Raw genomic sequence first — 15,091 nt, 5'->3', positions numbered from 1 at the left:
ATGGAGACTATGAACGACACGACGAATACTCAGTCAGCGCAAGAAAACAAGGCGGAAGAAGCGCCCGCATCGATGGCTCAGCGAGGGGAAGGACGAAGCCGTCGCCCCTCGTCGGACGCATTCCGCGCGTTCATGGGCTCCGGTTGGGGGCCTCGTATCCAGACGGAAATGAAGCGCAGTGGAGCAGCCGACTATCTGCCCGAGCGCGCCGAAGCAGCCGGCGAGCCTTTCAAGGGCGAGCGCTTGGTAATCCCCGCGGGCACATACAAGGTACGCAGTAACGACTGCGATTACCGCTTCCGCGCATACTCCGCTTTCGCACACCTTTCGGGCCTCGGTGGCGAGCGCGAACCTGATTCTGTCCTCGTTCTTGAACCGCGCGAAGACGGCCCACACGAGCCGGTTCTGTACTTCCGCCCGCGCGCTTCACGTTCTTCCCAGGAGTTCTACTCCGACGCAACCTACGGCGAGTTCTGGGTGGGCGCCCGCCCCTCTTTGGAAGAGGTCAGCGCCGAGACCGGACTCCGCTGCGAGCACATCGATACGCTCCGCGACGCTCTGTCGAAGGACGCTGGGCTGATCAACGTGCGCATCGTGCGCGGTGTGGACGCAAACGTTGAAGCAATGGTGAACGAGGTTCGTACTCAGGCTGGATTGAAGGCCGGAGACGACGCCCGCGAAGCAGACGAGAAGCTTGAAGAGCGCCTGTCGGAAATCCGCTTGCGCAAGGACCCCTTCGAAATCGCTGAACTTCAGCGCGCGGTCGATGTCACCTATCAGGGCTTCACCGATATCTTGAAGGCTCTCCCCCGCGCCGTCGGTCACCACCGTGGCGAGCGCGTCATCGAGGGTGCTTTTGGCGCGGTTGCTCGCGAAGAGGGCAACGGCCTTGGCTACGACACGATCGCAGCATCGGGCAATCACGCGAACACCCTGCACTGGATCGACAACGATGGTCCGGTGAACGAGGGCGATCTGGTTCTGGTTGACGCTGGTGTTGAGGTCGATTCCCTTTACACCGCCGACATCACCCGCACACTGCCGGTCAACGGAAAGTTCACCGAGGTCCAGGCACGTGTCTACCAGGCTGTTTTGGATGCGTGCGAGGCTGCGCTTGCGCGAGCAAACGAACCTGGCACCCGCTTCAAGGACGTTCATGACGCGGCAATGCAGGTCATTGCCACTCGCCTGCGCGAGTGGGGTCTACTTCCGGTCACCGTTGAAGAATCCCTGTCCGCCGAAGGTCAGCAACATCGTCGTTGGATGCCTCACGGCACCAGCCATCACCTGGGTCTGGACGTTCACGACTGCGCTCAGGCGCGTCGCGAGATGTACCAGGAGGCACTGCTCGAACCGGGCATGGCTTTCACCATTGAACCCGGCCTATACTTCCGTGCCGATGACGAACTGATTCCGGAAGAATTCCGTGGCATCGGCGTGCGCATCGAAGATGATGTGATCGTGAACGAAGACGGTTCGGTCACGCGAATCTCCGAGAATATCCCGCGCACTATTGAAGACGTCGAGGCATGGATCGCGGCGGCGCAGCAAAGCTGAGCATCATCAGTTTCGACTGACCGTTTTCAACTCCCGCTGCTGGGGAGCAGGCAGCGCCTGCTCCCCACCAGCCTTTTCATATCAGCGTCATATCAACTCGTTCTTCCAGCGCGAACGGGGAAAATATTTTAGTGCAACACAATCCTTATGCTAATTTAGGTGCGCCTTACCTATGACATAAAAGGAGAACCTAATGACGCATTCGTCTCGAGGAGTGCAAAAACGACGCATTTCTCTTCGCACGATTGTTACGACGTTGTGTGTTTCCATCCTCTGCAGCGTGGCAGGAATCAGTTCCGCCATTGCTGACACTGGCCAGCACAATTTCGAGTGGATCAAGACCCACGGCAAAAAGACCGTAGTCAAGTTGGACGACGGCAACGTTGATGTCTACGTTGCGACGCTTTCTGTTGACCCGTTGAACAAGGCGAAGGAAGTCATTCTGTACGGGGAGCTACAGATGCCACTGACCGTCCAAGATCTTGGTCTTGAAGATGTTGACAACAAGACGTACCTGCGTTCGGACAGCAACAAGGTCAAGTACAACGAGTACGTGACCATCCCTCTGCTCGTGTCTCCGGAAGACACTAAGCCCGGTAAGTACGACAAAACGATCTTCCAGCTTGATCAGTCAATCCAGGTCAAAGGCGACAAGGTGAAGCTTGTCTTGAAAGATAAGAGCTTCGACATCCCGGTTCCTGCAAAAACCGCTGAAGTCGACACCAGCTACCTTGAAGGAGCAATTGCAGAGCACTGGAACGAATACCAGGCAGCACTGAACGACGGCATCAAGCTCGACCCTACAACGGCTGATGCATATCTGCGCATCAACGACGAAGCACGCGCTTTCGTAGAGAACGCCAAGAAGGCGGAGAACCCGCCGTCGATCGAAGAGATCGAAGCAATGCGTACAAAGCTCAACGAAACGTACGCCGAACTTCTCCCACTCCCCTACGAGCGCGACGGGCTGAAATCCTTAATCACTGAAGCACAGAAAAAGATTGACCAAAACGGAGCCAACGCCACTCGCTACACCAAGGATTCCTTCGACGCACTGAACTCTGCTCTGGCAAAGGCAGAACAGCTTGTCAGCTTGAAAGATCTGACCACCATTAAGGTTCCTGCCGACGGTTCACCGCTTGTCACGCACCGCGCATTCGACGAGAGCGAAAAGGCATTGCGAGCCGCGATCGATGGTCTTCAAACCGAACCGTTCACCCAAGTGAATCTTGATGCTTTGAAGGCTCTCTACGACCAGGCAGTGGCGAAGACTCCGAAGGACGGATACACGTTCAGCAAGGACGGGATCGAGGCCCTTCACGCAGCTATCGAAGCAACCGCAGCTGAAATTTTCACGGCTCCGCAGTACATGGACGAGCAGAAGGTGCAACAGTTGACTGATGCCCTGCAATCCGCACTCAAAGGACTGAATGAGGTCAAACTCGACCCGAAGCGCGCCTTTAAAGTCAAGGTCATGTACGCACACCCCACTGACGGTGGTGTCTCGCCTCTTCTCAAGGAATACTTCACCGATGAAGCACAGAACCCGATCACGGAAATACTTCCCGTGGTTGACGGTCAGTACATGAATATTCCACTGTCCGATCCGCTGGTGAAGGACTTCCCCGGCTACCTGCCAACGAATTTCCTCTACGGCTCTGACGACGGTTCCCTGCAGCTCGCAAAGGTCCTGCGCGATTCTTCTGGGAAGCAACGCGTCGTGTTCACTGCAACTGCAGCAAACCTTCAAACCGGCACAACCCTTGTTGTCTTCTACGAAAAGGGCGAGAAGCCAGCCACGGGCACCACCGTGACAGAACCATCTGGAGTAGCTAACGCTCAGCAGGCAAACGCTACGTCCGCTCAAGCATCCAAGAGCGGAAAGCTCGCACGTACCGGCGCAGACACGTACACCGCCTTGGTGACAACCCTTGCAACCTTCCTTGCAGGAGCATCACTGATGGGAGTGAACTCATTCGCTTCGCGTAAACAGCGCAACTGAGTCATTACTTGACTGATCGATAGTGCAACTAACCGGATCAGACGCACTGGTGGGGAGCAGGCATTGCCTGCTCCCCACCTTGCTGTTCAGTCGTCTGCCCGATGGCGTCCATACACTGGCTTGGAATCGTCTGCGTCGTTGGAATCAGCCTTTTCATCTGCGGGCTGGCCAGGGTGGGCTCCACCGCGAGTAGGCTCCGATCCTTCGGAAGAAAGAGAGTCTGAGGAAGCAGGATCGGCCTCGTTCCCCGAAGCGGAAGATGCGGAAGACGCAGAGGCATGACTCAAGCGGACACCGAAACGAGGCTTTTCGTCCGGGCGCGACCCGTATTCGGTCGGGCCGGTGGATTCTGGGCGGACTCGACGCAGCTTCGGACGCATCTGATTACCCGGCGTCTTCTGCAACATCTGGAACGCGCGATCGATATCCGCTGACGCAAGTAGCGCGTATCGCGACGCCACAGTCTGTGACTGTGACGTGAAATCCCTACGCCCACTCGTCATCGCATACAGCAGACCCGACATGATGATGCCCGCGAGCGCGCCACCCAGAATGCCAATGCCAACCCACACGAACGCCGATCCGTTCGGTGCCGCGAAGGACAGCATCAAGCCCATGAAGGCACCCCACAAGGCGCCACTAGAGGCGCCTGACAGGGCCGCGCGTCCCATCGTCATCCGACCGGTCACGCGCTCAACAAGGTGCAAGTCGGTGCCGACGATCGTAATCGACTTGACGTCGAATTCCTGGTCGGACAGGTAGTCGACCGCTCCCTGAGCTTCCGCGTAGGTCTGGTATGAGGCCACCTCGGTCCCTGTCGGCATTACCGGCATGCCAAAGTTCAGGTCATTCGAGCGTTGCGCCATGGGTTTTATTCCTCACAAACTGAACAGTTTTCACTACGTGCTAGCCACTATCATTCCACCCGAGGGCATAGGCTGTCCCTGTGAACAGCGCACCTATGGAACTCAGAACAGCCGGGCGACGCGTATACATTGGCAAGCTCGCAGGTACTTCCGTCTTTGACCCCATCGGGGATCAGGTTGGAAAGATCCACGATGTCGTCGTGATTTTCCGCTATGGATCAGCCGCGAACGTCATCGGATTCGTCGTCGAGGTCGGTCCGCGTAAGCGTGTTTTCCTGCCAATGACACGCGTGACGTCCATTGAGTCCGGGTCGATTATTACGACGGGCCTGCTCAATATGCGTTCATTCACACTGCGTCCCATGGAGACACTGGTGCTTGGTCAGCTGTTCGACCGAGTTGTTGCCTTGAACGATGGTTCGGGCGATGTGAAGATCCTTGACGTTGCGATGGAGCGACGTCGCCCGAAGGATTGGGTGATTTCGAAGCTTCACGTGCAGCGCCAGCGCACGACGGCACTGGGGTTCATTCGTTCCGGCGAGACGCTGAACGTCTCGGTTTCTGAGGTGACCGGCCTGCGTAGTCGCGACGTGGAACAGTCTGCGGCGACTCTTATTCAGCAGACCGAGGATATGCGCGCTGCCGACCTAGCGGACTTCCTGCATGATCTGCCTGCCGAACGCCAGATGGCTGTTGCGAAGGAACTGCCTGACGCGCGTCTAGCCGACGTCCTCGAAGAGCTCGGCGACGACGACCGAGTTGCCATTCTGTCCGGCCTTGAAGCAGCCCGAGCAGCAGACGTTCTGGATGTCATGCAGCCTGACGACGCCGCAGACCTCGTTTCCGAGCTTCCCGAAGCCCAAGCTCAGCACCTGCTGAACCTGATGGAGCCAGAGGAAGCTAAGGACGTTCGCCGACTGCTCACCTACGCCGAGTCGACGGCCGGTTCGCTGATGACGACCGAGCCGATTGTGTTGGGCCCGGATGCAACTGTGGCGCAGATGCTTGCTTCTGTGCGCCGTGAAGATATTCCCACGTCCCTTGCGACCGTCGCGTTCATTACTCGCCCGCCGGAAGAGACTCCGACCGGCCCGTACCTGGGTATGGTCCACATTCAGCGTGCCCTGCGCGAGCCTCCGCAGACTCTGCTGGGCACGATCCTCGACTCTGATATTGAGGCTGTTTCCCCGCAGGCTCACGTCGCAACTGTCACGCGACTGTTGGCAACGTACAATCTGACAATCCTTCCGGTCGTGGATGAAGACGCGCACCTTCTGGGCGCGGTCTCCGTTGACGACGTGTTGGACGAACTGCTGCCAGAAGACTGGCGTGATTACGATGACGAGGTCACTGACCGCATGATGGCAAGGAGCATTGATGGCTGAACGTCTAGATACTCCCCGCGAAGCTGGATTCCGTTTCTTCAAGCGTCGCAAGTCATCGGGTGATAGTTTCGGCAAGTTCGCCGAAGCGACCGCCCGTTTCATGGGCTCGCCGAAGTTCATCTTGTATATGACGATCTTCGTGGTCGCGTGGATCACGGCGAATATCGTGCTGTACCAGATGTCGCAGAAGTATGCGTGGGATCCCTATCCGTTTATCCTGCTCAACCTTGCTTTCTCAACCCAGGCGTCGTATTCCGCTCCTCTGATTCTTCTTGCGCAGAACCGTCAGGATGACCGCGACCGTGTCCAGGCCCAGCAGGATCGTCAGCGCGCCGAGCGCAATCTGGCTGACACCGAGTATCTGACCCGCGAAATTGCGAGCCTGCGCCTGTCTGTCCAGGAAGTTGCCACCCGTGACTTCGTGCGTTCCGAGTTGCGTGATCTGGTCGAATCCTTGCGTGAGGAGATTCGCGAAGAATTGCACGCCGAACTGCTTGCCTCCCAGAAATCCGCTTCGGGCGACGATGAGTCCGCCGAAGAATCCACCTCGTTCGATTCCGCGCAGGTTTGAGGGGACGAGGCCGCCCGCTGAGGTAAGCGTGGCCCTGTACATTGGGAGGAAGTGGCCTTGTACATTGGGCGGAATTCGAATAACCCACCGCCCACGTTATTCATATCCGCACGCCACGAGCTTCTGACTTTGGGGGGCGGGAAAATGGCGGTTGCCCACGCTTTGACACTCACTTTCGTGCACCGGCTGGTTTAGGAAACGACCCCGCGCGCACGCCAACGTAGGATAAGAGCATGTCTGTCTCAATCGATCAGGTGATGGCCGCGCTCGAAACGGTCATCGATCCCGAAATTCACCGTCCCATCGTCGATCTCAACATGACCAGCGCCGAGCAGGTCACCATTGACGGCTCCACCGTCACCGTCGAGGTTCTTCTGACCACCGCTGGTTGCCCGCTACGCACCACGATCAACGCTGACGTCATCAAAGCTGTTGGCGCCATTGAGGGCGTTGAGAACGTCAAGGTTGATATGGGTGTCATGTCCGACGAACAGAAGAAGGCTCTGCGCGAGAAACTGAACGGTGGTCGCCCTGAGCGCGAAATCCCGTTTGCTCAGCCCAATTCGCTGACCCGTGTTATCGCTGTTACTTCCGGTAAGGGTGGCGTCGGCAAGTCCTCCGTGACCGCGAACCTTGCTGCCGCGATGACGCAGGCAGGCCTGAAGGTCGGCGTCATGGATGCCGATATCTACGGTTTCTCGATTCCGCGTATGTTGGGCGTCGACCACGACCCGCAGGTCATCGACGGCATGATTATTCCGCCCGTCGGCGCTTCTGGTATCAAGGTCATGTCCATCGGCATGTTCGTGCCCGACGGTCAGCCCGTCATCTGGCGCGGTCCCATGTTGCACCGCGCACTCCAACAGTTCTTGGCTGACGTCTTCTGGGGGGATCTCGATGTCTTGCTCATTGACATGCCTCCGGGCACCGGCGACGTTGCCATCTCAATCGCGCAGCTACTGCCGAATTCCGAGGTCCTGGTCGTCACGACCCCGCAGGCTGCTGCCGCCGAGGTCGCAGAACGCGCAGGTTCCATCGCATCGCAGACCCAGCAAAAGGTCATCGGTGTTGTCGAAAACATGTCCTACCTGCCTCAGCCCGACGGCTCTCAGTTGGAGCTCTTCGGTGCCGGTGGTGGCGCATCGGTTTCCGCTCGCCTGACGGCTCAGCTCGGTTACGAGGTTCCGCTGTTGGCGCAGGTCCCACTGGACATCGCGTTGCGCGAAGGCGGAGATGCCGGACGCCCCGTTTCCCTTGATGATGGTCCGGCTGCGAGTGAACTTGTCGCGCTGGCAACAGCACTGGGCAAGACGGAACGAGGCCTAGCGGGTCGCCCGCTTGGGGTCTCCCCCATCAAGAACTGAACGATTGCCCTGCGTGGGCAATCACTTCGACATAGTTACTCAACGTCGATTCCTTGGGCATCCAACGCCCGGCGGATCCTTTAATAAGTAACTTTGTCCCCACTAGGCGCCCTCACGCTTTGCGTGAGGGCGTTAGGCTATGCCTAGACATCACTTTCAACTGATTCTTTTATATGGAAGGGCCCTTCGATGGCAGATAAGGCTCAATCCTGGGTGTACGCCGAGGATTACATCGCCGAAAACGAGATTCTTCTTGAAGCCCGCGACGCAGCAAACGAACTCGGCGCCAACCCCGTTTCGCCCGGCACCGGCGCGGCCCTGCGTATGCTCGCAGCCCTGACCGGCGCACGCGCGGTTCTTGAGGTCGGAACCGGCGCTGGCGTGTCCAGCCTGTGGCTCCTCGACGGGATGAGCCCCAACGGTGTCCTCACCACCATCGACTCCGAAGTCGAGTTCCACAAGCAGGCCCGAGCCATGTTCAACCGCACCGGAATCGGCTCCGAACGTATCCGTACCATTTCTGGTCGTGCACTCGACGTTCTGCCCCGCATGACCGACGGAGGCTACGACCTAGTTGTTCTGGATGCGGATATCTCCCAAACCCCCGAATACTTGGATCACGCCGTGCGCATCCTGCGCCCCGGTGGCACCGTCGCGCTCGTGCACGCCATGTGGAACGACCAAGTGTGCGATCCGGCTCGTCGCGACGCTGAAACCGTCATGTGTCGCGAACTGATCCGCTTCCTGCGCGAATCCCCAGACTTCGTGCCCTGTCTGTTGCCCGTCGGCGATGGGCTGGCGGTTGCGGTGAAGCGCTGAGCGACAAACAAAACGGGCGTGACTAGCATTTATGCTAGTCACGCCCGCGCTGTATAAGAATCTGCTCAAACCGCCTGAGCGAGCGCTTCCGCGAGAGCCGAAGCTTCGTCCGGGGTCAGTTCGATGACGAGACGGCCACCACCTTCGCTGGGGATTCGCATGATGATTCCGCGTCCCTCTTTGGTGGCTTCCAACGGTCCGTCGCCGGTCCTTGGCTTCATGGCTGCCATGTGCCGCTCCTTGCTCCTACTGTCCGCGAACGCGGTCGCGTTACGGTAACGTCCCCATTTTACCTGTAATCACCACAAGTTCGCGAGGAAAAAGACTCATCATCCTCCGCAGGCAATACGAACTGCTTCGGCAGGATCGTCAACAATCTTCACAAGATCAATATCTTCGGGGGAAATGGTTCCCTCTCCAATCATCTTTTCGCGGATCCAGGCGATCAGCCCTGACCAGTATTCGGTACCGACCAGGACAATCGGGAAGGAACCAACCTTGCGAGTTTGGACTAGGGTCATTGCTTCGAATAATTCGTCCATGGTGCCAAAACCGCCAGGCATGACGATGAAGCCCTGCGAATACTTCACAAACATCGTCTTACGTGCAAAGAAGTAGCGGAAGTTAATACCCACTGTGATCCACGGATTGAGCGCCTGCTCGTGTGGCAGTTCAATGCCAAGACCAATAGACGTTCCACCGGCATCCCACGCGCCTTTATTCGCTGCCTCCATCGCACCCGGACCCCCACCGGTGATGACACCTATTCCGCGCTCGGCAAGCATACGCCCGATTTCGTAGGCGGCCGTCCAGTAGGGGTCGTTCCCCGGAGTGCGAGCCGAACCGAAGACCGAGATCGCGGGCCCAACTTCAGAGAGGGCACCGAAGCCTTCAACGAACTCCGCTTGGATTCGCAATACCCTCCAGGGGTCTGCGTGAAGCCAATCCGAGGTCTCCTGCGCCTGCAAGAGCCTCGCGTCCGATGTTTCTTTCGGGATTGCTTTACCGCGCAGGACAACCGGGCCACGCTGGTATGAGTGACGTACAGCTTCGCTCATATTTTCTCCTTGAAATAGTGGCGGTAGGCGACCGCGTCCTTCGATTCTAGTTTCGTTCTTCGCTGATCAACGAGGCCGCCCCCACATAATCAATCAGTATCTTCGCGTAGTGGCGGAGCTGGGAGACCGGAACTGCTTCATCTTGAGTATGAGCTTGAAGCGGATCACCCGGACCGCAATTGATCGCAGGGATCCCAAGAGCAGAAAAGCGAGCAACATCGGTCCACCCGACCTTCGCGCTCACGCTGAGGTCTTTGCCTTCTTCTGCCATGACTCGACGTGCTGTTTCGATGAATTCCTGCACCAAAACAGAGTCCGCACCGGGGCGAGCACCTTCTGATTCGTCGTCGATTTCGAAGAGTGCATCGACCCCATCAAAGTAGGACTCGATGTGAGCGATCGCGTCCGCCGGCGACATCGATGGAGCAAAACGATAATTCACGGTCAAACGCACCGAATCGGGAATGACGTTGTTTGCGATACCACCGTCAATTCGGGTGACGGACAGGGATTCTCTAAAGTCCAACCCGTCAACGTTCACCACCGGATTGCCGAACATGGCAATCTTTTCGATGATTGGCGCTATCTTGTGGATGGCATTATCGCCTCGCCACGCCCTAGCCGAGTGCGCAGCAACACCCGGAACCGTCGCAATCACACGAACCGTCCCATTGCATCCGCCCTCAATCTGAGTATTCGTGGGTTCGCCGAGGATCGCGAACTGACCATCAATCCAATCGGGATGATTGCGATAGACGCGCCCCAGCCCATTCAAGGGAGCCGCAACTTCCTCATGATCGTAGAAAACCCACGTCACGTCATGTTTCGGTTCATTCAGCTTCAGCGCAGCATACAGGGCTCCGGCCACACCGCCGAGCATGTCAACAGAACCCCGGCCTCGAACCTTCTCGCCCCCCTCTGTTTCTTCGCGAACGTGTGGCACGTTCCCGGAAATCGGCACCGTGTCGATGTGTCCGGCGACGATCACTCGCTGAGAACGCCCCAGGTTCGTCCGCGCCACAATCGCATCTCCATCACGCAGGACTTCCAGATGCGAGGCGCCACGTAGGGCCTCTTCAATCGCATCCGCGATCCTCTTTTCGTCGCCGCTGACCGACGGAATATCGATGAGGTCGCAGGTCAGGTCCACCACGTCATCTGTTCGCAAATGCGTCACGATTGTCGCCTCTCAGTGCCCCACAACGTGTTCTTCACCACCGACATCGCACATTTCACAACGGCGAAGACGGCACCTGCTTTGAGGATACGTGTTTGTCCCCACTTCAGCCTCACGTACCCGCACATTCGTTGTTTTCTTAGAACGGCTAACGCCGGTCTTCCCCCTTCTTTCCCGACGCGAAGAAAACCCCTAGACGTTTCATTGTGTGGCGCCGACCAATTCTTCACAAAATATCCCTGTGACCTGCCCAGATATTAGCCTTAAACCCATGAGCGACATCGAGGTATTTGCACGTAGCGCTTGGGGTCTTGTCGCTTACTCAGTCGGCACAACCGCGCACAGTACGTTCTTCCAGTGTCCCATCGAGGCGCGGGCGCTTGGCGCTCCGGCGTAAAAATCATCCGCATTCACGCGGAACACCTTGCCACTTGAAGGCTCAAACACCGCGTATATTCTCGTATCCGTGCCATCCGCAAGCACAAGCACCACATGCCGTGGGATCCACGCCGACCCGGGCGTATTCCAGCCCCCGGTGAAAACCAAGACATCCCGGCCTCGGCAAAGAGCGGAATCAACAGCCACACGAAAGCGCTTCCCGCGCATAACTATACGGTGGCGCTCTCCTGTCGCTTTCGAAGCCAACTTCGCCAGCGCCCACGGCGACGTACCCAGCGCCTGAGGCCACGGCACGCCCACGCGCGACGCAACACGATGCAGATAAATTTGCGCGCGCTCACGCTTATCAGGCGGCAAAGACAAGTACACGGGATCCGTGTTCGCACGGGCAGCAAGCACAGCAAGCGTCGCAATCCCACACGTCGTTGGATCAGCCTGCTTGGGGTACGAGGCCGGGATCTTCACACCACCCACCAGCGGACATGGCCCGGATGTTTCACTCACTCGTGTTCTCGCTTCGACTCGCAGGATTTTGTTTCACGATTCTTTCGGGCATTAGCCCGAAAGAATCTGCAAGATATATCACTGGAAATCGGGAAATGTTGACTGACACGGCGAGGTAAGTACAATTTTTGTAAGATATTTCCACCGCGATCTTCCCGCAAAGAAAGAGAGAACACCGCGTTGAATATTAAAACAACCAAATGCTTAGCTGCAGCACTATCACTGGGTATCGGTTTCACGGTTGCCGCTCCGAGTGCTTTCGGAGCCATTAAACCAGCACCGGACTCCACCCCAGTTTCTTCGACCGATACGAAGACTTCCTTAACCCGTGAGCAGCTACAAGTCGCTATTAAAGATGCTGCAAACGAAGCTGCTCAGGCTAAGAAAAATCTTGATGAAAAGACTGCCTTATTGAATGAGGCAAAGAAAACATATGACAAGGCCGTTTCGGAACTAGAAGCCAAAGACGCCGAAGTTAAAAATTTGCAAACGCAAACTGCAGCTTTATTGCAGAAAAAAGAAAAAGCTGAAAAAGCCGTTCAAGCCGCAGAAGATAAGTTGGACAAAGCTATCAAGGACTCTGGTGCTGCTGACGAGCTTAAGAAGCTAGAAGAGGCTCAAAAAGTAGCTGCAAAAGAGGCTGAGGAAGCGGCTGCAGCCGAGCGTTCGGCACAACAGAAGCTAGAAAAAGCTCAGCAAGAGAAGAAGCTAGCCGACGAAAAAGTTGCTGAGCTTGAAAAAGAAGTTGTCTCAGCTACCAAAAAAATTGATGACGCTAAAACCCGGTTGAGCCAGCTTGAACAGGAACAAAAAACGCTCAAGAAAACCATTGAGCAGTTACAGAAAAATCACCCGAATATTGATAGCGACTTGCAAAAAGCAAAAAGTCAACTAGACGAAGCTGAGAAAACCAAAAAAGAAAAGGAAGCATTCCTTACTGAAAAGACCAACGAGTATAACAAGCTCGTAGAAGAGGCAGTATCCGCTAGGTCCGCAGTCCAAACCCTGGAGAAGGAGTTGGAAGAAAAACGGGTTGCCCATGAGAAGCTTAAGGAAGAGAACAAACAGAGCCTTCAGGAAATTAACAGGCTTGAAAATACGAAAAATACATTCCAGGCTAATCTAAAGCAGAAACAACAAGAAGTTGCGTCTTTTGACGAGGATGTCAAGCGGGCACAATCAGAGTATGAAGAAGCGCTAGCCGAAGACAAGAAGCATTCTACCGCCGAGACACAGAATAAAATTAAGAATGCTGAAGAGAAAAAACAGCGAGCAGAAAAGCAGAAGGAGTCAGCCGAAAAGGAAGCTGATGCCCTAAAAGCTGAGGTTAATGCTTTGGAAGAAAGAATTCCTACCTTAAGGAATGAACTTCTGAAAAAGGAAGTTGAAAGAGGAACTCTAGAAGCTGACATCAAACAACTTGATCAAGACCTTCAGACGAAAACGCACACTGCCGAGAATCTCTTCCAAAAAGCAGACGAAGCCGAAAACGTCCAAAAAGAAGCTAAAAAGCAAGCTGATGTTGCCACAAAAGAGTACGAGAACAAAAAACGTACTGCAGATGAGCTAGAGGCAGTTGCAAACAAGCTAGAAAAAGCCAAGCAAGACGAAAAAGAAGCTACGCAGGAAAAGCAGAAATTCGAAGGGCTACTAGCTGAAGCCCAAAATAATCTGAATTTGGCGACGAGCAACAAGGAACAGGCCCAGAAAAACGCTGATTTGAAGGATAAGCAGCTTCAACAAGATCAGGAAGCTGAGGAAAAAGCCAGGGAGAAAAAGCGAGCTGCAACAGATAAGCTTTCCCAAGCGAATTCTGATTTGAAGAATGCCATGGACAAGGATGCGTCTGTTGCCTCCGCCAACGAAGCGCTTCAGGCAGCGAAGCTGAACTTGGCCGAAGCCCGGGAAACTTGGGAAGCTAAGAACGAGGCGTTAAAACAAGCGCAGCAGAACCTATCTGAGCTGAGAAAAGCTGAAGAAACTGCTAAAGCTACTCTTGAATCTGCCACATCAGAATTTAACAAAGCTAAACAATCTAGCGAAGACCTAGAGCGCAAGTTAGCTGAACTACGCGCTCAGCTGCAGGCTATGAAAATGCTTTCTGAGGCTACAGACCCGTCTGGTGCGCAGAAGAATAATTCGAATAACAAGCGCGATAGTCAACAGCCAAAGGCAAAACAGCTTGCGAATACCGGCGCAGACATCACCCTATTACCCGTGGGAGCAGGTATCGCTTTGCTAGGCATTGGCCTCGTTGGAGCTAGAAAACGCCGAGCTGAATAGGAAAGGGCAGGTTAAGTCAATCTGATCTGTGATGCATCAATCTGTATTGACCATCACTGATGGACAATAACCGCCAGATCCAATACAACTGTTAGGTCTCGCGATAGTACAGGGGCATACACAGAACGCAATCCGCAACGGATACATCCAAGAGAGGGCGGCTCGTACTACACAGTATGAGCCGCCCCCTCTTATTTATGGCAAGTCCGTATTATTCGGGCATTAGACCTTCGGATCCCTACACATCCGCAAAGGCTGGGCAGGACACTAAACCACTCCAACACGCCCGGAAAAAACACACAATTGGCATTAGCCCCAAAACTAGACACCCGCCACCTGGGGCCGCACCTTACCTCGGCAAAGATCCGCTCCACGCTCCCCTGGACACAGCAAGGCGGGCGAGCCGCACATACGACCCGCCCGCCTTGAAAGAAAACGCTACGCGCTAGTTCACTCAGCGTCGCCTTCGGCTTCTGCCGGAGCTTCTTCTTCAGGTTCTGCAGCGAGCTCGGAGATAATGACGACATCCTGCTCAGCGTCGAGTTCACACTCAACGTTGGCCGGCAAAACCAGGTCGGAGACGCGGACAACGGTGCCAGCTTCGAGGCCGGTCACGTCAACCTCGATAGCCTCGGGGATGTCGGTTGCCGGGGCCTTGACGGCCACGGTGTGCTCTTCGACGTTGTGGGTGGTGCCGGGGGCTGCTTCGCCGACGACGACGATTGCGACCTCGACGTCAACCTTTTCGCCAGCCTTGACGGCTAGGAAGTCAACGTGGAGCAGGTTGCGCTTGACCGGGTGACGCTGAACGTCTTTGACAAGTGCGAGTTGCGACGTGCCGTCGATCTTGAGCTCAACAAGAGCGTTCTTGTTGCCACGAACGATCAGGAACAGGTCGTGTTCCGGAATGTCAAGGTGGGTGGTTTCACCGTGGCCGTAAACAACGCCCGGAACCATCTGCGCACGGCGAGCGCGACGTGCGGCGCCCTTACCGAACTCGGTGCGAGTGGTGGCGACAAGGATCGGGTTATCGCTCATAAGAAATGTCCTCCTGAGTATGTAGGTTTCACGCTCAAGCGTCGAAGAACCCAGGCAGGACCGGCAAA

13 protein-coding genes are annotated in these 15,091 nt (G+C 56.0%); 7 read left to right on the top strand and 6 right to left on the bottom strand.

The annotated features are described in order from the left end of the window. Window positions 1-9: 9 nt before the first annotated feature. Together QP381_RS04280 and QP381_RS04275 are read left to right on the top strand one after the other, a co-directional pair. A complete protein-coding gene (locus QP381_RS04280) occupies window positions 10-1,557 on the top strand; it encodes an aminopeptidase P family protein (protein WP_442953399.1) in 1,548 nt (515 codons plus the stop codon). A gap of 280 nt (window positions 1,558-1,837) precedes the next feature. After that, window positions 1,838-3,559 carry a hypothetical protein gene (locus QP381_RS04275; protein ID WP_285067944.1) on the top strand — a complete coding sequence of 574 codons (1,722 nt, stop codon included), beginning with the start codon at window positions 1,838-1,840 and terminating at the stop codon, window positions 3,557-3,559. A gap of 86 nt (window positions 3,560-3,645) precedes the next feature. Here the strand turns inward: QP381_RS04275 and QP381_RS04270 are convergent, their stop codons facing one another. After that, window positions 3,646-4,425 (bottom strand): general stress protein, encoded by a 780-nt coding sequence (locus tag QP381_RS04270; protein ID WP_006680910.1) that lies wholly within the window; start codon window positions 4,423-4,425, stop codon window positions 3,646-3,648. 95 nt (window positions 4,426-4,520) lie between these two features. Between QP381_RS04270 and QP381_RS04265 the strand changes: the two genes are divergently transcribed. The 4 genes from QP381_RS04265 to QP381_RS04250 all read left to right on the top strand — a co-directional run bounded on the left by QP381_RS04265 (window position 4,521) and on the right by QP381_RS04250 (window position 8,564). Further along, the gene (locus QP381_RS04265; protein ID WP_040318376.1) at window positions 4,521-5,810 is read left to right on the top strand and encodes a magnesium transporter MgtE N-terminal domain-containing protein; all 1,290 of its coding nucleotides are present in this window, start codon (window positions 4,521-4,523) and stop codon (window positions 5,808-5,810) included. Further along, window positions 5,803-6,381 (top strand): DUF1003 domain-containing protein, encoded by a 579-nt coding sequence (locus QP381_RS04260; RefSeq protein ID WP_285067942.1) that lies wholly within the window; start codon window positions 5,803-5,805, stop codon window positions 6,379-6,381. Before QP381_RS04265 ends, QP381_RS04260 begins: the two co-directional genes overlap by 8 nt. 233 nt (window positions 6,382-6,614) lie before the next feature. Beyond that, window positions 6,615-7,745: an Mrp/NBP35 family ATP-binding protein gene (locus QP381_RS04255; protein WP_285067940.1), complete on the top strand. Its 1,131-nt coding sequence runs from the start codon at window positions 6,615-6,617 to the stop codon at window positions 7,743-7,745. A 189-nt stretch (window positions 7,746-7,934) separates the two neighbouring features. Continuing rightward, entirely contained in the window at window positions 7,935-8,564 is a 630-nt protein-coding gene (locus QP381_RS04250) for an O-methyltransferase (protein ID WP_006680906.1), read from the top strand. 65 nt (window positions 8,565-8,629) lie between these two features. On the opposite strand, the gene QP381_RS04245 is transcribed toward QP381_RS04250, so the two are convergent. From QP381_RS04245 to QP381_RS04230, 4 genes are all read right to left on the bottom strand, one after another. After that, on the bottom strand, window positions 8,630-8,794 hold the full coding sequence (locus tag QP381_RS04245) for a DUF3117 domain-containing protein (protein WP_006680905.1): 165 nt from the start codon (window positions 8,792-8,794) through the stop codon (window positions 8,630-8,632). Between the two features lie 99 nt (window positions 8,795-8,893). After that, window positions 8,894-9,622 carry a TIGR00730 family Rossman fold protein gene (locus QP381_RS04240; protein ID WP_285067938.1) on the bottom strand — a complete coding sequence of 243 codons (729 nt, stop codon included), beginning with the start codon at window positions 9,620-9,622 and terminating at the stop codon, window positions 8,894-8,896. 46 nt (window positions 9,623-9,668) lie between these two features. After that, on the bottom strand, window positions 9,669-10,799 hold the full coding sequence (dapE, locus tag QP381_RS04235; protein ID WP_285067937.1) for a succinyl-diaminopimelate desuccinylase: 1,131 nt from the start codon (window positions 10,797-10,799) through the stop codon (window positions 9,669-9,671). Between the two features lie 318 nt (window positions 10,800-11,117). Then, window positions 11,118-11,702, bottom strand: coding sequence for a hypothetical protein (locus QP381_RS04230; RefSeq protein WP_285067936.1), 585 nt, complete (start codon window positions 11,700-11,702; stop codon window positions 11,118-11,120). Window positions 11,703-11,882: 180 nt separating this feature from the next. On the opposite strand from QP381_RS04230, the gene QP381_RS04225 reads away from it, so the two are divergent. Further along, on the top strand, window positions 11,883-13,985 hold the full coding sequence (locus tag QP381_RS04225; protein ID WP_103632359.1) for an LPXTG cell wall anchor domain-containing protein: 2,103 nt from the start codon (window positions 11,883-11,885) through the stop codon (window positions 13,983-13,985). 450 nt (window positions 13,986-14,435) lie between these two features. On the opposite strand, the gene QP381_RS04220 is transcribed toward QP381_RS04225, so the two are convergent. After that, window positions 14,436-15,023 (bottom strand): 50S ribosomal protein L25/general stress protein Ctc, encoded by a 588-nt coding sequence (locus QP381_RS04220; protein WP_285067934.1) that lies wholly within the window; start codon window positions 15,021-15,023, stop codon window positions 14,436-14,438. Between the last annotated feature and the right edge of the window lie 68 nt (window positions 15,024-15,091).

Source organism: Pauljensenia sp. UMB6358 (assembly GCF_030216865.1).
Classification (GTDB): domain Bacteria; phylum Actinomycetota; class Actinomycetes; order Actinomycetales; family Actinomycetaceae; genus Pauljensenia; species Pauljensenia turicensis_A.
This window is presented reverse-complemented; position numbering and strand designations above follow the sequence as displayed.

What these genes read in the sequence shown, in the direction of transcription:
- QP381_RS04270 (WP_006680910.1), bottom strand. Translation starts at nt 4,425, where the DNA reads ATGGCGCAACGCTCGAATGACCTGAACTTTGGCATGCCGGTAATGCCG.
- QP381_RS04240 (WP_285067938.1), bottom strand. Translation starts at nt 9,622, where the DNA reads ATGAGCGAAGCTGTACGTCACTCATACCAGCGTGGCCCGGTTGTCCTG.
- QP381_RS04245 (WP_006680905.1), bottom strand. Translation starts at nt 8,794, where the DNA reads ATGGCAGCCATGAAGCCAAGGACCGGCGACGGACCGTTGGAAGCCACC.
- QP381_RS04260 (WP_285067942.1), top strand. Translation starts at nt 5,803, where the DNA reads ATGGCTGAACGTCTAGATACTCCCCGCGAAGCTGGATTCCGTTTCTTC.
- QP381_RS04280 (WP_442953399.1), top strand. Translation starts at nt 10, where the DNA reads ATGAACGACACGACGAATACTCAGTCAGCGCAAGAAAACAAGGCGGAA.
- QP381_RS04220 (WP_285067934.1), bottom strand. Translation starts at nt 15,023, where the DNA reads ATGAGCGATAACCCGATCCTTGTCGCCACCACTCGCACCGAGTTCGGT.
- QP381_RS04250 (WP_006680906.1), top strand. Translation starts at nt 7,935, where the DNA reads ATGGCAGATAAGGCTCAATCCTGGGTGTACGCCGAGGATTACATCGCC.
- QP381_RS04255 (WP_285067940.1), top strand. Translation starts at nt 6,615, where the DNA reads ATGTCTGTCTCAATCGATCAGGTGATGGCCGCGCTCGAAACGGTCATC.
- QP381_RS04265 (WP_040318376.1), top strand. Translation starts at nt 4,521, where the DNA reads ATGGAACTCAGAACAGCCGGGCGACGCGTATACATTGGCAAGCTCGCA.